This is a genomic window from Pseudomonas macauensis, from assembly GCF_047902425.1.
Taxonomy (GTDB): domain Bacteria; phylum Pseudomonadota; class Gammaproteobacteria; order Pseudomonadales; family Pseudomonadaceae; genus Pseudomonas.
In genome coordinates, this window is the sequence record NZ_CP138377.1 from 1,047,785 (window position 1) to 1,070,397 (window position 22,613).

The window sequence follows — 22,613 nt, forward strand, 5'->3', positions numbered from 1 at the left end:
AAATGTAAATCTTGTAAATCATACGCGTATGAGAATAAGTAGTAATTGATATGAATTCTTAATTGCACTAGATTGCGCGGCCTTCATGAGCCCCTGGGGAGGGATTTGCAATGTCGCGCCAATCGTCCGATCTCGCCGGCAACACGCCGCGCCTCTTGGCATCCGCCGTCGGTGTCGCCATCACCGCCATGTCCGGCAGCCACCTGGCCCATGCCGCCGAATCCTCGGAGAAGAAGCCGAGCCAGGACGTATTGTCCCTGGACGCCGATACTGTCGTCGGCACCCAGCAGGACCCGACCACCTACAACGTCGAGAAGTCCGCGTCGAAGAAATATACCGCCCCGCTGCTGGATACGCCGCGCTCGGTGACCGTGGTGCCGCAGCAGGTGATCAAGGACACCGGCGCGCTGACCCTGCAGGACGCCCTGCGCACCGTGCCGGGCATCACCTTCGGCGCCGGCGAGGGCGGCAACCCGACCGGCGACCGCCCCTTCATCCGTGGCTTCGACGCGCAGAGCGACACCTATGTCGACGGCGTACGCGACACCGGCGCGCAATCCCGTGAAGTGTTCAACCTGGAACAGATCGAAGTCAGCAAGGGCCCGAACTCGGCCTTCGGCGGCCGTGGCGCGGCCGGTGGCAGCCTGAACCTGATCAGCAAGCAGGCCAAGGCCGGCAACTTCACCGACGGCAGCTTCACTTACGGCTCCGACCAGACCCGACGCTACGCCCTGGACACCAACCAGGAGTTCCTCGATGGCAATGCCGCCTTCCGCCTGAACCTGATGACCCACGACCAGAACGTCGCCGGCCGCCAGGCGGTGGACGCCAGCCGCTGGGGCATCGCGCCTTCGCTGACCTTCGGCCTCAACGGTCCGACCCGCGTCACCGTCAGCCACTACCATCTGGAAAGCGACGACACGCCCGACTCGGGCATCCCGTACGCCAAGAGCGCCGATCGCAGCAAGCACAATCCCGACAAGCCGGTGAACGTCGACCGTGACAACTTCTATGGCCTGGAGGACCGCGACTTCTCCAAGAGCCGGGTGGACACCAGCACCATCACCTTCGAGCACGACTTCAACGACAACCTGAGCCTGCGCAACACCACCCGGTACGGCACCAGCCACCAGGACTACATCATGACGCAGCCCGACGACAGCCAGGGCAACGTCAACAATGGCACCGTGTGGCGGCGCAACAACAACCGCATCAGCACCACCACCACGGCGACCAACCAGACCGACCTGTTCGGCGAGTTCTACCTGGCCGGGTTCAAGAACAGCTTCACCACCGGTCTTGAGTTCAGCCGCGAAGACAGCAAGCGCGATGGCTACACGGTCGACACCAACACCGGCCTGAACACCAACAAGTGCCGTCCGGGAATCGTCGGTGCGCCCAGCGGCTACAACTGCACCAGCCTGGAAAACCCCAACCCGCACGATCCGTGGAACGGCAGCATCACCCGCAACTACAAGCCGCTGAACACCGTCGGCACCACCAAGGCGATCTACGGCTTCGACACCATCGACCTGAACGAGCAGTGGCAGATCAACGCCGGCGTGCGCTTCGACAGCTTCGAAACCACCGCGAAGAACCACGGCGCATCGCCCGCCACCAAGTTCGAAGACAGCTCCAACTTCTGGAACTGGCAGGCCGGCGTGGTCTACAAGCCGGCGCCCAACGGCAGCATCTACGCGTCCTACGCCACCTCGGCGACGCCGCCGGGCGCCATGCTGGACAACGGCAACACTTCCAACGCGGTGGACGCCTTCTCGGTGAAGAACAACCTGGAACCGGAAGAAACCACCAACTACGAGATCGGTACCAAGTGGAGCTTCCTGGATGAGCGCCTGGAGTTGACCGGCGCGATCTTCCGCACCGACAAGGACAATGCGCGCATCCTGGTGGCGTCGCAGACCTACGACAATGCCGGCCAGTCCCGCGTCGATGGCCTGGAGCTGACCGCCAGCGGCAAGCTGACCGACAAGTGGAAGGTCTTCGCCGGCTACAGCTACCTCGACAGCGAGCTGGTGAAAGCCGGCAAGACCGGCCGCAACGGCAACATCACCGCCAACGTGCCGTCCAACGATGGCAACGAAATGCCCAACACGCCGAAGAACAGCTTCAGCCTGTGGACCACCTACGACGTCCTGCCCAACGCCACCATTGGCGGCGGCACCTTCTACGTCGACAAGGTGTATGGCGACGTGGCCAACACCATGTACGTCCCGGACTACTGGCGCTACGACGCGATGGCCGCCTACAAGCTGAGCAAGAACGTCGACTTCCAACTCAATGTGCAGAACGTCTTCGACAAGAAGTACTTCGACAAGGCCTATGCCTCGCACTACGCGACCCAGGCGGCCGGCCGCACCGTGCTGTTGTCCACCAACTTCCACTTCTAAGGTTCGCCTGCTGGCGAGCCACCCCGGCCGACGCTCCTCGGCCGGGGTTTTTGTGTGAGTAAGCCCTGGGTAAAGGTTGAAAAAGACGGCTGTATTTGCGAGCCGTTCTCAATAAAATCCCGCTCCATGTAAAAGTGCGGCACGACGTGAGGCCACGGTGTTGAAGAAAGTCTGGTTCCAGTTGCATTGGCTGTTCGGTATCAGCGCAGGTTTGGTCCTGGCGCTGATGGGCCTGACCGGGGCGATGCTGTCGTTCCAGGATGAAATCCTGCGCGCCGTGAACCCTGCCAGCCTCACCGTGGAAAAGCGTGCCGAGGGCACGCTGCCGATGGACGAACTGATCCGCCGGGTGGAAAGCGCCGAGCCGGGCAAGAAGGTCGCCTTCGTCTGGGTGAACATCGACGGCGACCAGGCCGGCCGCCTCTTCTACACGCCCAAGCCCGGCCAGCGCCGCGGCGAGTCGCGCTACGTCGACCCGTACACTGCGGGCTTCCTGCCGGCGCCCAAGGGCGAAGGCTTCTTCAACTTCGTCATGCAGCTGCACCGCTTCCTCGCCGCGGGCGAGGCGGGCAAGCAGGTCACCGCCGCCTGCACGCTGATCCTGCTCTACCTGTGCCTGTCCGGCCTGTACCTGCGCTGGCCGCGCAAGGCCTTGAACTGGCGCGCCTGGCTGACCCTGGACTGGGCCAAGAAGGGCCGCGCGTTCAACTGGGACCTGCACGCCGTGGCCGGTACCTGGTGCCTGGCGTTCTACCTCCTGGCGACGCTGACCGGCCTGTACTGGTCCTACGACTGGTACCGCGACGGCCTGTTCAAGCTGCTCGACGACTCGCCGGCCGGCCAAGCCAAGGGCGGCCAGCGCGGCGGCAAGCGCGGACCGGCGCCGGAGGGCCCGCCGCCGGTGGTCGATGCCAGCGCCGTCTGGGCCACCATCCAGCAGGCCGGCGGTCCCGCGATGGTTACCTACAACTTGCGCCTGCCGCCAGTGCAAGGCCGGCCCGCCACCGTCTTCTATCTTTTAGACGACGCAGCCCACGAGCGCGCCTTCAACGAGATGACCATCGACCCGGCCAGCGGCAAGCTGCTGGCCCACAAGCGCTACAACGACAGTTCCTTTGGCAAGCAACTGCTGACCAGCGTCTACGCCCTGCACGTGGGCAGCTATTTCGGCCTGCCGGGGCGCATCCTGATGATGCTGGCGAGCCTGTCGATGCCGCTGTTCTTCATCACCGGCTGGCTGCTCTACCTCGACCGCCGCCGCAAGAAGCGCGCGGCCCAGGCGGCGCGTGGGGAACTGAACCATGACACCCGCGCCGATGCCTGGCTGGTGGGCTATGCCAGCCAGAGCGGCTTCGCCGAGCAACTGGCCTGGCAGAGCGCCGGTCAATTGCAGGCCGCCGGTCTGCCGGTGCGAGTCGAACCGCTGGCGAAGCTGGACCGTGCGCAGCTGGAGCAGACCCGCAACGCCCTGTTCGTGGTCAGCACCTTCGGCGACGGCGAGGCCCCGGACAGCGCCCGCGGCTTCGAGCGCCACCTGCTGGGCCAGCGCCTCGGGCTGGCCGACCTGCGCTTCGCCGTGCTCGCCCTGGGCGATCGCCAGTACGACCACTTCTGCGGCTTCGCCCGCCGCCTGCAGGGCTGGCTGCAAGGGCAGGGCGCGCACACGCTGTTCGATGGCGTCGAAGTGGACAACGGCGATGCCGCCGCACTGCACCACTGGCAGCAGCGCCTCGCTGAGCTTTCCGGCGCCGCGCCGCAGGCGGCGTTCAGTGCGCCGGCCTTCGAGGTCTGGACGCTGGCTGGACGTGAGCACCTCAACCCGGGCAGCCAGGGCGAGTCCACCTGGCTGCTGCGCCTGGCCGCGCCGAGCGATTCGCAGATCGACTGGAATGCCGGCGACCTGGTGGAAATCGTCCCGCGCCAGCCACAGTTCCTGGTCAACGCCTGGCTGGGACGCCTGGGTCTGGACGGCGAGTCGCGCATCCAGGCCGATGGCCTGGCCGCCTCGCTGAGGGACGCCCTGGCCGGCTGCCTGCTGCCGGCCAATCTCGAACACTTGGTCGGCCTGCACGGCCAGGCGGTGTACGACGCGCTGATCAAGCTGTCGGTGCGCCAGTACTCCATCGCCTCACTGCGCAGCGATGGCGCGCTGGAACTGATCGTGCGCCAGGAACAGCACGCCGATGGTTCGCTGGGCATCTGCTCCGGCTGGCTGACCGAGTACCTGCCGGAGGGTGGCAGCCTGCTACTGCGCTTGCGCCGCAACCGCAGCTTCCACCTCAGTGAGGACGACCGTCCGCTGATCCTGATCGGCAACGGCACCGGTATCGCCGGCCTGCGCAGCCTGCTGCGCGCCAGTATCGCCGAAGGCCGCCGACGCAACTGGCTGCTGTTTGGTGAGCGCAATATCGCCCATGACTTCTACTGCCGCGAAGAGCTGGAAGGGGCATTGGCGCGGGGCGAGCTGCAACGCCTGGACGTCGCCTTCTCTCGCGATCAGGCCGAGAAGGTCTACGTGCAGGATCGCCTGCGTGCCAACGGCGACGTGCTGACCCAGTGGCTGGACGAGGGCGCGGTGATCCACGTCTGCGGCAGCCTGCAGGGCATGGCCGAAGGAGTCGACCGTGCGCTGCGCGAGATGCTCGGTGATGCCGAGGTCGAGGCGCTGCTGGAGAGCGGGCGTTATCGGCGCGATGTGTACTGAAAAAGGCTAGGTTCCCTCGTAGGGCGTACAACCGTTCGCGGTTGTACGCCGTTTCACCTAGGCTTGCCGCTGGCGCCAGGGCCAGTTCGGAGCGCCTTGAGATCAGGGTCAAACGGCGTATAACGTCGAACGTTATACGCCCTACGGGTAGGAGCGGATTCCGTCCGCGATGCTTTTCGACCTGCGCCCAAACAAAAAGGCCCCCGCAACTGCGGAGGCCTTGATGGCAGGGGCCGTGCTCAAACCCAGATGATCACCGCCAGCAGCGCTGCCAGGAAGCCCCACTTCTCCAGGTAATACAGCTTGCGGTTGCGCTTCTTCAGCGCCTTGCCGTGCAGGCGGATCTTGTACAGCGAGGCGAAGGCACGGTTGATGCCGCCGGTCTTGTCGCTCGCGTCGTTCGGCGAGGCCGCGGCGGCCATCACGCTGCGGCTGAACCAGCGATTGAACGCCGTAGCCCAGCGGGATTTCAGCGGACGTTCGATGTCGCAGAACAGGATCACCCGGTCATGCTCCGTGGTGTTCTCGGCGTAATGGATGTAGGTCTCGTCGAACACCACCGCCTCGCCGTCGCGCCAGTGGTAGCGCTCGCCGTCCACTTCGATGAAGCAGCCGGGATCGTTTGGCGTCATCAGCCCCAGGTGGTAGCGCAGCGAACCGGCATAGGGGTCGCGGTGGCGAACCAGGCGCGAGCCCGGCGGCAGCTCGGCGAACATTGCCGCCTTGACCGAGGGAATCCGCCGCAACAGCTCGGTGGTCTTCGGGCACAGCGCGTCGGCGGAGGGATGGCTGTCGTCGTACCACTTCAGGTAGAAACGCTTCCAGCCGGTCTTGAAGAAGGAGTTGAAACCCACGTCGTTGAGCTGCTCGGAGCGCTTGATGCTGCCGGCGTCGCGCAGGTGCAGGGCTTCGCTGCGGATGGTTTCCCAGTTCTCCGTCAGCAGGCGCATTTCGGGGAATTCGTCGGTCGCCAGGTACGGGCGGCTCGGCACCCGGGAGAACAGGTACATGATGCAGTTGATCGGCGCGAGGAAGCTGGAGTGGTCGGTCAACTGGCGCGAGAATTTGTGGCGCACCCGCCCACGCAGGTGGACATAAAGGATGCTCAGGCCGAACGCGGCCAGAAGGGCGGCTTTGATCATGCGAAAGACGATTTCCACTGGTCTAGACAGGGAATGGTACTCCTCCGAATCGTGACTGAGTATTCTCCGAAGGCCAAAGGCCAGCGTCTGCTTTAACCTGTAGGAACTTTCGAAAGATGGTGACCCCGATGACCGAACGCACCTCGCGGATTCTGCTCAACTGCGACATGGGCGAAAGCTTCGGTGCCTGGCGCATGGGGGACGACGCCCATGCCATGCCGCTGATCGACCAGGCGAACCTCGCCTGCGGCTACCACGCAGGCGATCCGCTGACCATGCAGCGCACCGTGCGCCTGGCGGTGGAGCATGGCGTGAGCATCGGCGCCCATCCCGCCTACCCGGACCTCGCCGGGTTCGGCCGTCGCCACCTGAGCTGCTCGCCCGAGGAAGTGCAGGCGCTGGTGCTCTACCAGCTCGGCGCGCTGGACGCCTTCTGCCGCGCCGCCGGCATCCGCGTCGACTACGTGAAGCCCCATGGCGCGCTGTACAACGACCTGGTGCGCGACGATGCGCTGCTCTCGTCCGTGCTCGATGCCTGCGCCGCCTACCGCAAGGGCTTGCCGCTGATGGTCCTGGCGCTGGCCGACAACAGCCGCGAGCTGCAACTGGCCGATGCCTCCGACGTGCCGCTGATGTTCGAGGCCTTCGCCGACCGCGCCTACCTGCCCGACGGCCAGCTCGCCCCGCGCCGCCTGCCCAATGCCGTGCACCATGAGCCGCAGCGGATTCTCGACCAGGCCCTGGCCATCGCCCGTGGCGAGCCCTTCCCGGATATCGACGGCAACCCGCTGCGCCTGCGCGCCGACAGCCTCTGCGTGCATGGCGACAACCCCGAATCCCTGGCGGTGCTGCGGCGCCTGCGTGGCCTGCTGGACCAGGCATGATCCGCGTCGAGCCCTTTGGCGCCCAGGCGCTGCTGATCACCCTGGCCGAACAGCCCGATGACGCCTTGCCTCTGCGCATCGCACGCCTCGCCGAGCGTCTTCGTTCCGAATTGGGGCCGGCGCTGACCGACTGCGTGCCGGGCTGGACCACCCTCCTGTTGCACTACGACCTGCTGCGCATCGACCTGCCGCAACTACAGCGCCGCGTGCAGGCTGCGCTGTCGGACTGGCCGGGTGACGCCACCGTGGAAGCGGCGGGGCGCCTGCATGAGATCGCCGTGTGGTACGCCGGCGAGGACCTCGACGACGTTGCGCGCCTGTGCGGACTCAAGCCCGCGCAGGTGATCGAGCTGCACGCCAGCTGCGATTACCGTGTTGGCGCCATCGGTTTTGCGCCCGGTTTCGCCTACCTGGGCGAGCTGGACGAATGCCTCGCCCTGCCGCGCCGCGCCACCCCGCGCACCCGGGTGCCGGCCGGCAGCCTGGCCATCGCCGAGCGGCAAACGGCGGTTTATCCACAAGCCTCCCCCGGCGGCTGGCACCTGCTGGGGCGTACCGCGCAGCGCCTGTTCGACCCGCGCCGGGAGCCACCTTGCCCATTGGCAGTGGGCGACCGCGTGCGTTTCGTACCCATCGACGAAGCGGCCTATCGCGCCGCTGGCGGTGAACCATGAGCCTGAAGGTGCTCGCATGCGGCCCGCTGTGCCTGCTGCAGGACGGCGGACGCCACGGTTGGCAGGGATTGGGCGTATCGCCTGGCGGCCCTGTGGATAAACACGCGGCGGCCTGGGCCAATCGCCTGCTGGGTAACGCCCCAGACGCAGCGCTGCTGGAGATCGCCCTGGGCGGCGCGGAGCTGGAGGCGCAGGTGGATACCTGGCTGGCGCTGTCGGGGGCCGAGTTGCCATTGAGCCTCGATGGCGAACCGTTGCCGGCCTGGTCGCGCTTTCGGGTACGGGCGGGGCAGCGCCTGAAGCTGGGCTTCGCCCGCGCCGGACAGCGCGCCTACCTCGCCGTCGCGGGCGGCTTCCGCGCGGAACCCGTGCTGGGCAGCGTCTCGACCCAGACCCGCGAGCGGCTGGGCGGCCTTGCCGGTGACGGCCAACCCTTGGCGGTGGGCGATGTGCTGGCGTGCGTCGCGGATGACGCGCGTTTCATGCGCGGCGCCAGCGTGCCCTGGCCGTACCAGCCGGATTACCGCGAAGCGCCCATACTGCGCGTGCTGCCCGGCCCGGACGCCTTCAGCGACGAACAAAGCAGGGCGCTCTTCGACCAGCCCTGGCGGATCAGCCCGCAGTCCGACCGCATGGGCGTGCGCCTGCGCGGCGAGGCACTGGGCGCGCCGTGCCGGCAGTGGTCATTGGGCGTGGTGGAAGGGGCCATCCAGGTACCGCCCGACGGCCAGCCGATCATCCTGCTGGCCGATCGGCAGACCATGGGCGGCTATCCCTTGCTTGGCGTTCTGCACCCGTTGGACATCGGCCGCCTGGCGCAATGCCCGGCGCACAGCGAAGTGCGCTTCACCGAAGCGAGCGTGGAGCAGGCCCAGGCGGACCTGCGCGCGTTCCTGCGCTTCTTCGCTACCTAGGCAGGTGCCGCAACGGCAGCGGCGCGGATTCCTTCACGGTCTGGATCGCGAAGTTGCTGCGGATGTCGCTGACGCCCGGCAGCTTGAGCAGGGTGCCGGTGAGAAATTGTTCGTAGGCGCGCAGGTCCGGTAGCACCACTTGCAGGAGGAAGTCCGACTCGCCGCTGACCAGGTGCACCGAAATCACTTCCGGCAGGTCTATCACTGCCTGGCGGAACGCGGCGGCGCTGGTGTCGCTGTGGCGCTCGACCTTCACCCCGACGAACACCGTCAGGCCCAGCCCGACTTCGTCGCGGCCCAGTTCGGCGTGGTAGCCACGGATCATCCCGGCTTCTTCCAGCAGGCGCACCCGGCGCAGGCAGGGGGAGGGCGAGAGGCCGATTTCCTCGGCCAGTTGCACATTGGTCAGGCGGCCATCGCGCTGCAGGGCGGCGAGGATGCGGTGGTCGTAGGCATCCAGCTTGATGTTTGGCATAAGTGAAGAGTTTTGTGTGTATGGATTGGCAGGGTATGCCAATCAGTCTGCCAATCATGGTCGAATACGCAAGCACCTGCCTTGGCCTTCGGGCATAGAATCCTTATCCGCGATCACCTTTGCGGAGTTGCTTCTATGGATATCGGTGTGTTCCTGCTGGCCCTGGCGATGGTCTATCTGCTGCCGGGGCCCGACATGATTCTCCTGTTGCACACCGGCGCCCGCGAAGGTTGCCGGGCCGCGCTGGCGACCGCCGTCGGGCTGGCGTTGGCACGCGGCTGCCACGTGGCGCTGGCGGCGACCGGCCTGGCGCTGCTGTTCCGCACGGCGCCCTGGACCTTCGATGCGGTGCGTATCGTCGGCGGTGTGTACCTGGCGTGGATCGGCCTGCAGTTGCTGCGTGCGCCGGTGGGCCTCACTGTGGAAAGCGCCGAATGCGCGAAGACCCCGACGAGCCATCGGCGGGCCTTCCGCCGTGGGGTGCTGACCAATCTGCTGAACCCCAAGGCACTGCTGTTCTGCTCCGTGCTGCTGCCGCAGTTCATCCAGCCGCAGAACGGCCCGCTGGCCGTGCAGTTCGCGCTGCTGGGTGGCGTGCTGGTGGTGGTCGGGTTGGGTTTCGACAGCTTCTACGCGCTCAGCGGCGAGCGTATGGGGCGCTGGCTGGCGCGGCATCGGCTGATGCAGCGGGTGCAGCAGTGGGGCTTTGGCGGGGTGTTGCTGGGCTTTGGTGTGCGGCTGGCGCTGATCCGTGATCTGTAGGGCGTATAACGCTCCGCGTTATACGCCGATTGGCCTTGGTCGCGCTTCGCTCGGGGGGAGCCGGGGCGTTGGCCAAGCTCGACCACCGTGTCGGCGATGGCATCGGCGTATCGGCGTACAACCGCGAACGGTTGTACGCCCTACAGGTCTTCCGGCTGGATTTTCCACAGGCGGGCTACCGTGGGCTTCTGCGGATTGCGCGCGACGACCAGCAACCCGAGGTCGCCGCCGCGCAGTTCCTTCAGGAGTTGCTCGCCCATGCGTTGTTTCATGCTTTCGGCCAGATGGCCCAGGGCGATGGCCGCCGCCGCCGGATGGGTGGCGACGGGCACGTAGCCGCCGTCATCCATGTCCAGCACGACGTGCTTCTCGCCGGGCTCCGGGGTGGGGATGTACAGGCTGGTCTTGAGCAATTGGGCCATGGCTGCGTCGCGCTGCGCGGCGGAGAGCTGCCCCGGCGGCAAGGCGCGCTCCAGCGGGTAGAACTCGTCCTTTGGCGCCGCTGGCGGCTTCGCCTCGGGAGGCTCTGCGGGTGCCTTCGCGGGGGCGGGTTTGGGCGGCGGTGGCGGCGCCGGCGCGGCGAAGTCCAGCTCCTCCTGGTCGAGACTCTCCCAGTCGATCTGGTCGAGGTCGAGGTCTTCCTTGATCTTCTTTTTCGGCGTCGCCTTCTTCCGCGAGCCCACGGCTGCGCGCAGGTCGAGTCGCCGCTGGCGTTTCCACCGGTGGATCTGGACGTTGGCGATGATCGCGGTAACGAGGATGAGCAGGAGGAAGAACAACAGCATGACTGGCGTGGCCCTGTGGATAACGGCCACTGCAGTGCAGGACAGTGGCGGGACGCCACCCTAGCGGGACAGGCCGGATCAGGCGGTAGGCCTGTTCCTGATGCGCGGTAGGACGCAGCTGAAGCCGAAAGGGTGGGCCGGCCTAAGACCGGCCCACCGCCTTTCAGTTCAGGAATTGCTCCGCGTGGTGGCACGCCACCTGGCGCTCATCCAGCATCCGCAGCTCCGGCACCTCGCTCTTGCAGCGTTCCGTCGCATACGGGCAGCGTTTGTGGAAGGCGCAGCCGCTGGGCGGGTTGAGCGGGTTGGGGAGTTCGCCCTGGATCTTGATCTTCGGCTTGTCCGGATCGGGGTGGATGGCCGGGGTCGCCGACAGCAGGGCCTGGGTGTAAGGGTGCAGCGGGCGTTCGTAGAGCTTGTCCGCCGGGCCCATTTCCGCGGGGCGGCCGAGGTACATCACCAGCACGTCGTCGGCCACGTGGCGGACCACGGCGAGGTTGTGGGAGATGAACACGTAGGCGGTACCGAACTCCTGCTGCAGGTCCATGAACAGGTTGAGCACCTGGGCCTGGATCGACACGTCCAGCGCCGAGGTCGGTTCGTCCGCCACCAGCACCTTGGGCCGCAGCATCATGGCGCGGGCCAGGGCGATGCGCTGGCGCTGGCCGCCGGAGAACATGTGCGGGTAGCGCTGGTAGTGCTCGGGGCGCAGGCCGACCTGCTTCATCATGGCCTGCACGCGCTCGCGGCGTTCGGCCCGCGACAGGCTGGTGTTGATCAGCAGTGGCTCGGCCAGCTGGTCACCGATCTTCTGCCGTGGGTTGAGCGAGGCGTAGGGGTTCTGGAAAACCATCTGCACGTCGCGGCGCAGTTGCTTGCGCGTCTCGTGGTTGGCGCCTTTCACCTCGTGGCCGGCGATCTGCAGGGAGCCGGAAGTGGGCTCCTCGATCAGGGTCAGGGCGCGCGCCAGGGTGGACTTGCCGCAGCCGGATTCGCCGACCACGGCGAGGGTCTTGCCGGCCTGCAGGTCGAAGGACACGCCATTGAGCGCGCGGACCAGGGCGTGCGGCTTGAATACACCCTGGGAGATTTCGTAGTGACGGGTGAGGTCGCGGGCGGTCAGGACGGCGTTCATCGGGCCACCTCGGTGTTCAGGTTGAGCGGGTAGAAGCAGCGCACGGCGCCGCGTGCATGGGGTTCCAGGGCCGGACGCACGGCACGGCAGTTGTCCTGCGCGTAGGGGCAGCGCGGTGACAGCAGGCAGCCCTGCGGGCGGTCGTACTTGCCGGGGACGATGCCGGGCAGGGTAGCCAGGCGTTCCTCTCCGGCGCTGTGCTCGGGAATGGCCTTGAGCAGCGCTTCCGTATAGGGATGGGTCGGCGCGTCGAACAGCGCCGGCACCTGGCCGATCTCCACCGCTTGCCCTGCGTACATCACGCAGACGCGCTGGGCGGTCTCGGCGACCACGGCGAGGTCGTGGGTGATCAGGATCAGCGCCATGCCCTGGTCGCGCTGCAGGTTGAGCAGCAGTTCCATGATCTGCGCCTGGATGGTCACGTCCAACGCGGTGGTGGGTTCGTCGGCGATCAGTAGCTTGGGCTCGCCGGCAATCGCCATGGCGATTGCCACGCGCTGGCTCATGCCGCCGGAGAGCTGGTGCGGGTAGGCGTCCAGGCGCTGGGCGGCGCCGGGGATTTCCACCCGTTCGAGCAGTTCCAGGGCGCGTTGGCGCAAGGCCTTGCCGCGCAGGCCGAGGTGAAGCTTGAGCACTTCCTCGATCTGGTAGCCGACGGTGAAGCTGGGGTTGAGCGCGGTCATCGGGTCCTGGAAGACCATGGCGATGTCCTTGCCGACGATGCGCCGACGCTCGCGGCCCTTCAGGCGCAGCATGTCGGTACCGTCGAACTGCATGGCGTCGGCGGTGATGATGCCGGGGGCGTCGATCAGGCCCATCAGGGCCATCATGGTCACGGATTTGCCGGAACCGGATTCGCCGACGATGGCCAGGACTTCGCCCTTGTCCACCGAGAGGTCAAGGCCATCCACCACCGGGACGGCATTGCGGTCGCCAAAGCGTACCGAGAGATTGCGCAGGTCGAGGAGGCTCATACGGCGGTCTCCATCAGGTTCTTGTTCTTGTAGGAGCGAGGGGGACGCCTTAGTCCTTGCTCGCGAACGGGGAACGCAGGGGGCTGCAGGTTCGCGAGCAAGCTCGCTCCTACGAAGAGCACGAGAGTTTTCATCCGGGAGCTCCTCACGCCGCGTTCTTCAGCTTCGGGTCCAGCGCGTCGCGCAGGCCGTCGCCCATCAGGTTGATCGCCAGTACGCTGAGCAGGATGGTCAGGCCGGGCAGCGAGACGACCCACCAGGCGCGCTCGATGTAGTCGCGCGCGGAGGCCAGCATGGTGCCCCACTCGGGGGTCGGCGGCTGCACGCCCAGGCCGAGGAAGCCCAGGGCGGCGGCATCGAGGATGGCCGAGGAGAAGCTCAGGGTGGCCTGCACGATCAGCGGCGCCATGCAGTTGGGCAGCACGGTGACGAACATCAGGCGCAGGGTGCCGGCGCCGGCCAGGCGCGAGGCGGTAACGTAGTCGCGGTTCAGCTCGCCCATCACGGCGGCGCGGGTCAGGCGCACGTAGGCCGGCAGCGAGACGATGGCGATGGCGATCACGGTGTTGATCAGGCCTGGGCCGAGGATGGCGACGATGGCTACCGCCAGCAGCAGCGAGGGCAGGGCCAGCATGATGTCCATCAGGCGCATGATCACCGGGCCCAGGCGGTTGGGCGAGAAACCGGCGAACAGGCCGAGGATGATGCCGGGGATCATCGAGATCACCACCGAGGCCAGGCCGATCTTCAACGACAGTCGCGCGCCGTGCATCAGGCGCGAAAGCAGGTCGCGGCCCAGTTCGTCGGTGCCCAGTAGGAAGCGCATCTGCCCGCCTTCCTGCCAGGCCGGCGGGGTGAGCAGGTACTCGCGGAACTGCCAGCTCGGGTCATGGGGCGCCACCCAGGGGGCAAACAGCGCACAGAACACGATGACCAGCATGAACAGCAGGCCGCCGACCGCGCCCTTGTTGCGCGAGAAGGCTTGCCAGAATTCTTTCAGTGGGGAGGGGTAGACCAGGCTCGGGTCGCTGGCGGGAGCTTTGGCGTTGGCATTCATGGCGTGGGCTCCTCAGCGTTGGTGGCGGATGCGTGGGTTGGCCAGACCGTAGAGGATGTCCACGGTGAAGTTGACCAGGATCACCAGGGTCGCCACCAGGAGGATGCCGTTCTGCACCACCGGATAATCGCGGCGGCTGATCGCGTCGATCAGCCATTTGCCGATGCCCGGCCAGGAGAAGATGGTCTCGGTGAGCACTGCGCCGGCGAGCAGCGTGCCGACCTGCAGGCCGAACACGGTGAGCACTGGGATCATGGCGTTGCGCAGGGCGTGGATGAACACCACGCGGGCCGGCGACAGGCCCTTGGCGCGGGCGGTGCGCACGTAGTCCTCGCGCAGCACTTCGAGCATCGCCGAGCGGGTCATGCGGGCGATCACCGCCAGTGGGATGGTGCCCAGCACGATGGCCGGCAGGATCAGGTGGCGCACGGCATCCACGAACGCGCCTTCCTCGCCGGAGAGCAGAGTGTCGATGAGCATGAAGCCGGTTTTCGGCTCGATGTCGTAGAGCAGGTCCAGGCGCCCGGACACCGGGGTCCAGCCCAGGCTCACGGAGAACAGCATGATCAGGATCAGGCCCCACCAGAAGATCGGCATCGAATAGCCGGCCAGGGAGATCGTCATCACCCCGTGATCGAACAGTGAGCCCCGTTTGAGCGCCGCGATCACCCCGGCCAGCAGGCCGAAGGTGCCGGCGAACAGCAGGGCCGCCAGCGACAGTTCGAGGGTGGCGGGGAAGAGGGTGAGGAATTCGTTCCACACGCTGTCGCGGGTGGTCAGCGATTCACCCAGGTTGCCCTGGGCAAGGTTGCCGATGTAGTCGAGGTACTGCTGGTAGAGAGGCTTGTCGAGACCCAGGCGGTGCATGGCCTCGGCGTGCATCTGCGGGTCGACGCGGCGTTCACCCATCATCACTTCCACAGGGTCGCCCGGAATCAGGCGGATCAGTGCGAAGGTCAGGAGGGTGACGCCGAAGAAGGTCGGGATCAGCAGACCGAATCGGCGTGCGATGAAACTCAGCATGGTGGTTGAGGACTCCTCATCGAGCGGCTACTCATCGGGGGTGCTGATGGCGCCGGTTTCTTATTGCTTCACCTGGATGTCGGCGAAGTTGTTGGTGGTCAGCGGGCTGATGGTGTAGCCCTCGATATTGCTGCGTCGCACATTGAACAGCTTAGGATGCGCCAGGGGAATCCATGGCGATTGTTCGTGGAATAGGGATGTCGCCTTTCTATACAGATCTGCCCGTTTGGCCGTGTCATTCGTCTGACGGGCTTCCTGAATCAGCGTTTCGAAGGCCTGATCGCACCAGAACGCGTGGTTTTCCCCGGATTTCGCCGCGGCACAGGAAAGGTTGGGCGAGAGGAAGTTGTCCGGGTCGCCGTTGTCGCCGGCCCAGCCGCCGTACAGCGACAGGTCGTGCTCGCCAGCCTTGATGCGCTTGATCAGTTCGCCGAACTCCAGGGTGCGGATCTGCAGGTCGATGCCGACCTTGGCCAGATCGGATTGCAGCATCTGTGCCATCTGCGCAGCGTTGGGGATGGTCGAGGAGCTGCCGTTGCGGGTCAGCAGGGTCAGCTTGAGGTTTGCAACGCCCGCTTCCCTGAGCAGCGCCCTGGCGCGCTCCGGGTCGTGCGGCCAGTCCTGGATGTCGCTGTTGTAGCCCAGCATGCTCGACGGGTAGGGGGTGATCGCCGGTGTGACCGCATCGGCGCCGTACACGGCGTCGAGCATGGCCTTCTTGTCGACGGCGAGGTTGATCGCCTGGCGCACGCGCACGTCATCCAGCGGCTTGTGTTTCGTGTTCAGGGCGACGTAGGTGGTCAGCAGGGCGTCGATGCTGTCCACCGCCAGGTTCTTGTCCTGCTGGAGTACCGGCACGTCGGCCGGCTTGGGGTAGAGCGCGATCTGGCACTCGCCGCGGCGAATCTTCTGCAGGCGGACGTTGGAGTCCGGGGTGATGGCGAACACCAGGTTGTCGATGGCGGGTTTGCCGCGGAAGTAGTCCGGGTTGGCGCGATAGCGCACCTGGGCGTCCTTGGCGTAGCGGCTGAAGACGAACGGGCCGGTGCCGATGGGCAGGTTGTTGATCTGGCCCTGCTTGCCGGCGGCGAGCAGCTGGTCGCCGTATTCGGCGGAATAGATCGAGGCGAAACCCATGGCCATGTCGGCGAGGAAGGGCGCTTCGGGATGGTTGAGGGTGAAGCGCACGGTGTGGTCGTCGAGCTTGTCCACCGACTTGATCAGGTCGCGCATGCCCATGGCATCGAAGTAGGCGTAGCCGCGCACGGCGGAGGCGTGCCAGGGGTGCTTGGGATCGAGGGCGCGCTGGAAGGTCCAGAGCACGTCGTCGGCGTTCAGTTCGCGGGTCGGCGTGAAGTACTCGGTGCTGTGGAACTTCACACCCGTGCGCAGGTGGAAGGTGTAGGTCAGCCCGTCGGGGCTGACCTCCCAGCGTTCGGCCAGGGACGGTACCAGTTCGGTGGTGCCCGGGCGGAAGTCCACCAGGCGGTTGAAGATTGCTTCGCCGGCGGCGTCGTTGGTCACCGCACCGGTGTACTGGACGATGTCGAAGCCTTCCGGGCTCGCTTCGGTGCAGACCACCAGGTTCTGCGCCAGGGCGGTGCCGCTGCCCAGGAGGAGTAGCAGGGGAAGAGCGCGCGAGAGGGACATGGCGAATCTCCTTACAACGATGGGCTAGTCGGCAGGCGGAGGCGAAGGCGGGTACGCCGCCCGGTCTCGGCCGGGCTGGCGTTCAGGCGGTGGTCAGGGATGGTTGGCCACGCCGTAGAAGGAATTGCGTCCGAAGGGGCTGATCAGGAAGCCCTGCACCGACTTGCGCATGGGCTGGTAGACGGTGGAGTGGGCGATGGGGCTGATGGGCAGCTGCTGCGCCAGCAGTTGCTGGGCCTTCTGGTAGAGGGCGACGCGCTGGTCGTGGTCGGTGGTGGCCTTAGCCTGGCGCACCAGCTTGTCGTAGTCCGCGTCGCACCACTTGGAAACGTTGTTGCCGCTCACAGAATCGCAGCCGTAGAGCGTGCCCAGCCAGTTGTCCGGGTCGCCGTTGTCGCCGGTCCAGCCGAACAGCATGGCGTCGTGTTCACCGGCGTGGGCGCGCTTGATGTACTCGCCCCACTCGTAGGTGACGATCTTGGCCTTGATGCCGACCTTGGCCCAGTCCGCCTGGATCATTTCGGCCATCAGCTTGGCATTGGGGTTGTACGGGCGCTGTACCGGCATGGCCCACAGGGTGATCTCGGTGCCTTCGGGCACGCCGGCCTTCTTCAGCAACGCTTTGGCCTGTTCCGGATCGTAGGCCTGGCCCTTGATCGCGCTGTCATAGGACCACTGGGTCGGCGGCATGGCGTTCACCGCCAACTGACCGGCGCCCTGGTAGATGGCGTCGATGATCGCCTGCTTGTTCAGCGCCATGTCCAGCGCGCGGCGCACGTCGGTCTTGTCCAGCGGGGCATGGGTGACGTTGTAGGCCAGGTAGCCGAGGTTGAAGCCCGGCTGCGAGGGCATGTTCAGGTTCGGGTCCTGCTTCAGCGCTTCCAGGTCGGCCGGGCGCGGGTTCAGGGTGATCTGGCACTCCCCGGCCTTGAGCTTCTGCACGCGCACCGAGGCGTCGGTGTTGATGGCGAAGATCAGGTTGTCGACCTTCACGTCCTCCGGCTTCCAGTAGTCCTTGTTGGCCTTGAAACGGATCAGCGCGTCCTTCTGGTAGCGGCTGAACACGAAGGGACCGGTGCCGATTGGCTTCTGGTTGATCTCGGCGGGCTTGCCCTGCTTGAGCAACTGGTCGGCGTACTCCGCGGACTGGATCACCGCGAAGTTCATCGCCAGGTTCTGGATGAATGCGGCGTCGACGTCGTTGAGGGTGAACTTGACGGTCTTGTCGTCGAGCTTTTCCACCTTGGCGATGTTGCGGTCCAGGCCCATGTCGGTGAAGTAGGGGAATTCGGTGGGGTACGCCTTGCGGAACGGCTGGTCCTTGTCGAGCATGCGGTTGAAGGTGAACAGCACGTCGTCGGCGTTGAATTCGCGGGTCGGCTTGAAGTAGTCGGTGGTGTGGAATTTCACGCCCGGGCGCAGGTGGAAGGTCCAGGACTTGCCGTCGGCGGAGGTCTCCCAGCTTTCAGCCAGGGCTGGCTGGGCTTCGGTGCCGCCGCGCTGGAACTGCACGAGTCGGTTGAACAGGGTTTCGGAGGTGGCGTCGTAATCGGTGCCGGTGGTGTATTGGCCGGGGTCGAAGCCCGCCGGGCTGCCTTCGGAGCAGTACACCAGGCTGGAGGCGGCATGGGCCGCGGAGCCGGCGAGCAACAGCCCGCCCAGGGCGATTGCGTGCAGGGGATTACGTCGCATCTTGCGCATTGCCTGACCTCATTCTTGTTCTTTTTCAGGGCCGGCGAACCGATAAGGTCCGGGACCGACTCGGGCGGACGACCCGGATAGGGGCGTCCGTAAACGGCCGGAGAGCGTCTGCCCAGGCCGTCGCAGAAGTTAAGTCAGGCTGAAATTAAGTTCAACTTAAAATTCAGTGCGGCTGAAAGTTTTCCAGCCCATGGGGTCAGGTCGCGAGATGTTCGCCGAACAGTGGCAGGGTGGTGACCGAGAGCATTTCGGCGACGCTGTCACCGGCATTGCGCAGGCAGTGACGCTTGCCGGAATCAAAGTGCACGGAATCGCCCGGACCCAGCGGGTAGGTGTGGCCGTCGATCTCATAGGTGATGCGCCCGCTGAGGACGTAGGCGAATTCCGAGCCGTCGTGGGTGATCAGTTCCGATTCGTAGCCCACCGGGACCGTGACTTTCACCGCATTCAACTGATTGCCGGGAAAGCTGCTGGACAGTCGCTCGTAGCTCAGCGGCTGGCCTTCGATGGTGTAGCGCACGCGCTCGCCCTGGTGCGAGTCCGGCGGAATCTGCTGCGGCGAGTCGAACAGCGCGTTGAGCGGCACGTCGAGAGCCTTGGCGATGCTCGCCAATGACGACAGCGAGACGCCGGTGAGATTGCGCTCGGCCTGGGACAGGAAGCTGGCGGTAAGGCCCGATTCGGCGGCCACCTGGTTCAGGGTTTTCTTCGCCGCGCGCCGATAACGGCGCAGGCGTTCTCCGATACGATCTGCGGACATTGGCAAGGCTCTTGTGGGACGCGGGCAGCATACCAGCGTCGTCGCTGGCTGAAAGCATCGCGCCATGATGGGGTGGAAAATCGGGCGAAATATACCCTCGGCTGAAAAGTCTTTGACCCAAAATTTCAGTGCTGCTTAAATTTCTGCCATTTCCGTTCCCGCAGGGAGAGTCTCATGACACTGGGTGTAGGGGGCGCAAGCCCTGAACAAGCGCTGGCCAGGTTGCAGGTGATGACCGATGGCGCCGAGCCAATCGCGCTGGCGGAATATCGCCTGCGCATCGAGCGCCTGCAGCAACTCATGCAGGCCCAGGGAATGGCAGCGGTGTTCATCGATGCCGGCAGCTCGCTGTTCTATTTCACCGGGTTGAAGTGGAGCCCCAGCGAGCGGATGGTCGGCGCACTGGTGCCGGCCCGTGGCGACGTGCATTACATCGCTCCCGCTTTCGAGGAGGGCACGGTACGTGACCTGCAGGTGCTGCCCGGCAGCATCAGCGTCTGGGCGGAACACGAAAGCCCGTTCACCCTGCTGGTCGAAATGCTGGCGGAGATCGAAGTGCGCGACGGCGCGCGAGTCGGGCTTTCCCACAGCCTGCCGTTCGGCATGTACGAGCGCCTGCGCCAGGCGGCTGGCGGGCTGCAGCTGGTGGATGGCGGCGCGCTGGTCGAGCAGTGCCGCCGCTGCAAGTCGCCGGCCGAGCTGGCGCTGATGCAGCGTGCCAAGGACATGACCCTGGAGGTGCATAAGGCCGCTGCCAGCATCCTGCGTGAAGGCATTACCACCACCGAAGTGACGCGCTTCATCGAGGCCGCGCACAGGAAGGTGGGGGCGCCGGGCTCGACTTTCTGCATCGTGCTGTTCGGCGAGGACAGCGCCTTCCCCCATGGCGTACGCCAGCCGCGTCCGTTGCGCGATGGCGACATGGTGCTGATCGACGCCGGTTGCCAGCTGTACGGCTACAACTCGGATATCACCCGCAGCTACGTATTCGGCACGCCCAGTGCGCGTCAGCGCGAGTTGTGGAACCTGGAGAAGGCCGCGCAGCAGGCGGCCTTCGACGCCGCGTCGCTCGGCTCGCCCTGCGAACAGGTGGATGCCGCCGCGCGGCGTTGCCTGGAGGCCGGCGGCCTGGGACCGGACTACGCCTTGCCCGGCCTGCCGCATCGCACCGGTCATGGCATCGGCCTGGATATCCACGAAGGGCCGTATCTGGTGCGTGGCGACAGCACGCCACTGGACGTTGGCATGTGCTTCAGCAACGAGCCGATGATCTGCGTGCCGGGCGAGTTCGGCATTCGTCTGGAGGATCACTTCTACATGACGGCGGACGGTCCGCGCTGGTTCACCCGGCCGAGCCATTCGGTGGATGATCCCTTCGGCCTGGAAGGCTGAGCGCTTTCGTAGGAGCAACAGTCTTCTATGGTAAGTCCGTACCACTGAATTCCCCTCACCCCAGCCCTCTCCCAGAAGGAGAGGGGGCAGATTGTGCCGGCTGACGTAGTGGTTTCATCCTGCACTGAACGGTCCCCTCTCCCGCTTGAGGAGCGGGGCGCGCAGCCAGGGTTAGGGTGAGGGGCTCTTGATCTTGTAGGAGCGGGCTCTGTCCGCGAGGCTCTTCTGGGTTGGGTGTTTCAGCGCCGCTTCGGCGTGGGCTGAGAGGTTTTGTTTCGCCCCCTCGGGCGAGTTACTTCTTCCAAACGCCGAAGAAGTAACCAAGAAGGCTTGCCCCTGCATCCGGGTCCCGCTTCGCGGGACTTCCCTCGCTCCATCGGAGTTTCAGGGGCCCGCGTCGACGGGCCATCCATGGCCCAACGACGCTCTCGCGGCATCCATGCCGCTCAACCCCTGAAACTCCGACTCCACTCGGCCTCCTGAAGGGGCGCTCCGGTGTGCGCGGATATTTCTCTGGAAGCCTTCAAGAGCCAGAGCGGGAGTCCGCCCCTACAGGTAAAACTCAGGGGCTCAGTTCGACCCGCGAGAAGTTGTTTGCGCCCAGGGGGCTGAGGGTGAAGCCCTTCACCTCCGGGCGCACCACTGCGAACTGCTTGGGATAGGCCAGGGCGATCCACGGCGCCTCGCGCTGGAAGATCGCCAGCGCCTGGCGGTACAGGCCGGCGCGGACGTCCTGGTCGGTGCTGGCGCGGGCCTGACGCAGCAGTTCGTCGAACTCGGCGTTGCACCAGCCGGCCTGGTTCTCGCCGCTCCTGGCCGCCGCACAGGACAGGTTCGGCGTGAGGAAGTTGTCCGGATCGCCGTTGTCGCCGACCCAGCCCATGAAGATCAGGTCGTGCTCGCCCTGTTTGGCGCGCTTGATCAGTTCGCCCCATTCGAACACGCGGATGTCTGCGTGGATGCCAATCTTCTCCAGGTCATCCTGCAGCATCTGCGCACCGATACCGGGGTTGGGGTTGGTCGGGCCACCGCCGGGGCGGGTCCAGATCGACAGCTTCAGGCCGGGCTTGATGCCGGCTTCCTCCAGCAGCTGTTTCGCCCGTGCCGGATCGTGGGGCCAGCCCTTGAGCTGCGGGTCGGAACCCCAGAGTGTTGGCGGGTAGGGCGCGACGGCCGGGGTCGCGGCGCCTTCGCCGAACTGTGCCTTGAGGTAGGCGTCGCGGTCGAAGGCGAGGTTGATCGCCTGCCGCACGCGCACGTCGTCCAGCGGCTTGTGCCGGGTATTGAGGGCTACGTAGGCCACCAGCAGGGAATCCAGTTCCTCCACCGTCAGGTTCGGCGCCTGGCGCAGTGCGGGGATGTCCGTGGGCTTGGGGTAGACGGCGATCTGGCAGTCGCCGGCCTTGATCTTCTGGATGCGTACGTTCGGATCGGGGGTGATCGCCAGCAGCAGGCGGTCGATCTTCGGCTTGCCGCCCCAGTAGTCCGGGTTGGCGTTGAAACGGACCTGGGCATCCTTCTGGTAGCGCTGGAAGACGAACGGCCCAGTGCCGACAGGCAGGTTGTTCAACTGCTCGGCCTTTTGCGCCGCGAGCAGCAGATCGCCGTATTCGGCGGAATATATGGAGGCGAAACCCATCGCCAGGTCTGCGAGGAAGGGGGCTTCGGGGTGCCTCAGGGTGAAGCGCACATGGTGGTCGTCGAGCTTTTCCACCGCGCTGATCAGAGCAGGCAGGCCCATCGCCTCGGCGTAGGGGAAGCCGCGCGGGGCGAGCTTGTTCCAGGGGTGTTGCGGGTCTAGCTGGCGCTGGAAGCTCCAGAGCACGTCGTCGGCGTTGAACTCGCGGGTCGGCGTGAAGTAGTCGGTGTTGTGGAATTTCACACCCTGGCGCAGGGCGAAGGTGTATTGCAGGCCGTCGTCGCTGATCTCCCAGCTTTCCGCCAGCGCGGGCACCAGGCGGGTGCTGCCGGGGGCGAACTGGACCAGGCGTTCGAACACCGTCTCCGCAGACGCGTCGGCAGTGGTGGCGGCGGTGTACTGGGTGATGTCGAAGCCTTCCGGACTGGCCTCGGTACATACCACCAGGGACTGGCCGAAGGCCGGCGCGCAGCCGAGCAGGCTGACGAGGGTCAGGCGGATAAGCGCTGTGCGCACGGCGGATTGCCGGAAAAA

Annotated in this window: 18 protein-coding genes; 7 read left to right on the top strand and 11 right to left on the bottom strand. The window is 65.9% G+C overall.

Going from position 1 to position 22,613, the window contains the following annotated elements; all coding sequences use genetic code 11:
- The first annotated feature begins 110 nt into the window (after positions 1 to 110).
- Both SD196_RS04920 and SD196_RS04925 read left to right on the top strand, forming a co-directional pair.
- Complete coding sequence (locus SD196_RS04920) at positions 111 to 2,408, top strand: TonB-dependent siderophore receptor (RefSeq protein WP_343574843.1); 2,298 nt, start codon at positions 111 to 113, stop codon at positions 2,406 to 2,408.
- 160 nt (positions 2,409 to 2,568) lie between these two features.
- Complete coding sequence (locus SD196_RS04925; RefSeq protein WP_343575597.1) at positions 2,569 to 5,112, top strand: sulfite reductase flavoprotein subunit alpha; 2,544 nt, start codon at positions 2,569 to 2,571, stop codon at positions 5,110 to 5,112.
- Between the two features lie 239 nt (positions 5,113 to 5,351).
- Here SD196_RS04925 and lpxO read toward each other — a convergent pair whose 3' ends face one another.
- A complete protein-coding gene (lpxO, locus tag SD196_RS04930) occupies positions 5,352 to 6,251 on the bottom strand; it encodes a lipid A hydroxylase LpxO (RefSeq protein ID WP_331318513.1) in 900 nt (299 codons plus the stop codon).
- A gap of 131 nt (positions 6,252 to 6,382) precedes the next feature.
- Between lpxO and SD196_RS04935 the strand changes: the two genes are divergently transcribed.
- The 3 genes from SD196_RS04935 to SD196_RS04945 are packed head-to-tail and all read left to right on the top strand — an operon-like array spanning position 6,383 to position 8,726.
- Positions 6,383 to 7,138: a 5-oxoprolinase subunit PxpA gene (locus SD196_RS04935; RefSeq protein WP_343574840.1), complete on the top strand. Its 756-nt coding sequence runs from the start codon at positions 6,383 to 6,385 to the stop codon at positions 7,136 to 7,138.
- Positions 7,135 to 7,812 (top strand): 5-oxoprolinase subunit PxpB, encoded by a 678-nt coding sequence (pxpB, locus tag SD196_RS04940; RefSeq protein WP_416311105.1) that lies wholly within the window; start codon positions 7,135 to 7,137, stop codon positions 7,810 to 7,812. The genes SD196_RS04935 and pxpB overlap by 4 nt, the downstream gene beginning before the upstream one ends.
- Positions 7,809 to 8,726, top strand: a complete 918-nt coding sequence (locus SD196_RS04945; protein ID WP_416311106.1) for a biotin-dependent carboxyltransferase family protein — start codon at positions 7,809 to 7,811, stop codon at positions 8,724 to 8,726. The genes pxpB and SD196_RS04945 overlap by 4 nt, the downstream gene beginning before the upstream one ends.
- Here SD196_RS04945 and SD196_RS04950 read toward each other — a convergent pair.
- Positions 8,719 to 9,192 (bottom strand): Lrp/AsnC family transcriptional regulator, encoded by a 474-nt coding sequence (locus SD196_RS04950; RefSeq protein WP_275611892.1) that lies wholly within the window; start codon positions 9,190 to 9,192, stop codon positions 8,719 to 8,721. The genes SD196_RS04945 and SD196_RS04950 overlap by 8 nt on opposite strands.
- 144 nt (positions 9,193 to 9,336) lie before the next feature.
- Between SD196_RS04950 and SD196_RS04955 the strand changes: the two genes are divergently transcribed.
- Positions 9,337 to 9,963 carry a LysE family translocator gene (locus tag SD196_RS04955; RefSeq protein WP_416311107.1) on the top strand — a complete coding sequence of 209 codons (627 nt, stop codon included), beginning with the start codon at positions 9,337 to 9,339 and terminating at the stop codon, positions 9,961 to 9,963.
- Positions 9,964 to 10,103: 140 nt separating this feature from the next.
- Here the strand turns inward: SD196_RS04955 and SD196_RS04960 are convergent, their stop codons facing one another.
- From SD196_RS04960 to SD196_RS04995, 8 genes are all read right to left on the bottom strand, one after another.
- On the bottom strand, positions 10,104 to 10,748 hold the full coding sequence (locus tag SD196_RS04960) for a hypothetical protein (protein WP_416311108.1): 645 nt from the start codon (positions 10,746 to 10,748) through the stop codon (positions 10,104 to 10,106).
- Between the two features lie 163 nt (positions 10,749 to 10,911).
- Positions 10,912 to 11,883 carry a peptide ABC transporter ATP-binding protein gene (locus tag SD196_RS04965; protein ID WP_416311109.1) on the bottom strand — a complete coding sequence of 324 codons (972 nt, stop codon included), beginning with the start codon at positions 11,881 to 11,883 and terminating at the stop codon, positions 10,912 to 10,914.
- On the bottom strand, positions 11,880 to 12,857 hold the full coding sequence (locus SD196_RS04970; RefSeq protein ID WP_275610315.1) for an ABC transporter ATP-binding protein: 978 nt from the start codon (positions 12,855 to 12,857) through the stop codon (positions 11,880 to 11,882). Before SD196_RS04970 ends, SD196_RS04965 begins: the two co-directional genes overlap by 4 nt.
- Positions 12,858 to 13,002: 145 nt before the next feature.
- Positions 13,003 to 13,914 (bottom strand): ABC transporter permease subunit, encoded by a 912-nt coding sequence (locus SD196_RS04975; RefSeq protein WP_015475786.1) that lies wholly within the window; start codon positions 13,912 to 13,914, stop codon positions 13,003 to 13,005.
- A gap of 12 nt (positions 13,915 to 13,926) precedes the next feature.
- Entirely contained in the window at positions 13,927 to 14,937 is a 1,011-nt protein-coding gene (locus SD196_RS04980; RefSeq protein WP_275610316.1) for an ABC transporter permease subunit, read from the bottom strand.
- 60 nt (positions 14,938 to 14,997) lie between these two features.
- Positions 14,998 to 16,587, bottom strand: a complete 1,590-nt coding sequence (locus tag SD196_RS04985; RefSeq protein WP_275610317.1) for an ABC transporter substrate-binding protein — start codon at positions 16,585 to 16,587, stop codon at positions 14,998 to 15,000.
- A gap of 93 nt (positions 16,588 to 16,680) precedes the next feature.
- The gene (locus tag SD196_RS04990) at positions 16,681 to 18,288 is read right to left on the bottom strand and encodes an ABC transporter substrate-binding protein (protein WP_275610318.1); all 1,608 of its coding nucleotides are present in this window, start codon (positions 18,286 to 18,288) and stop codon (positions 16,681 to 16,683) included.
- 196 nt (positions 18,289 to 18,484) lie between these two features.
- Entirely contained in the window at positions 18,485 to 19,048 is a 564-nt protein-coding gene (locus SD196_RS04995; RefSeq protein ID WP_275610319.1) for a helix-turn-helix domain-containing protein, read from the bottom strand.
- 174 nt (positions 19,049 to 19,222) lie between these two features.
- Between SD196_RS04995 and SD196_RS05000 the strand changes: the two genes are divergently transcribed.
- Complete coding sequence (locus SD196_RS05000; RefSeq protein ID WP_343574816.1) at positions 19,223 to 20,440, top strand: Xaa-Pro peptidase family protein; 1,218 nt, start codon at positions 19,223 to 19,225, stop codon at positions 20,438 to 20,440.
- A 562-nt stretch (positions 20,441 to 21,002) separates the two neighbouring features.
- Here the strand turns inward: SD196_RS05000 and SD196_RS05005 are convergent.
- Complete coding sequence (locus tag SD196_RS05005; RefSeq protein ID WP_370600776.1) at positions 21,003 to 22,595, bottom strand: ABC transporter substrate-binding protein; 1,593 nt, start codon at positions 22,593 to 22,595, stop codon at positions 21,003 to 21,005.
- Positions 22,596 to 22,613: the final 18 nt, after the last annotated feature.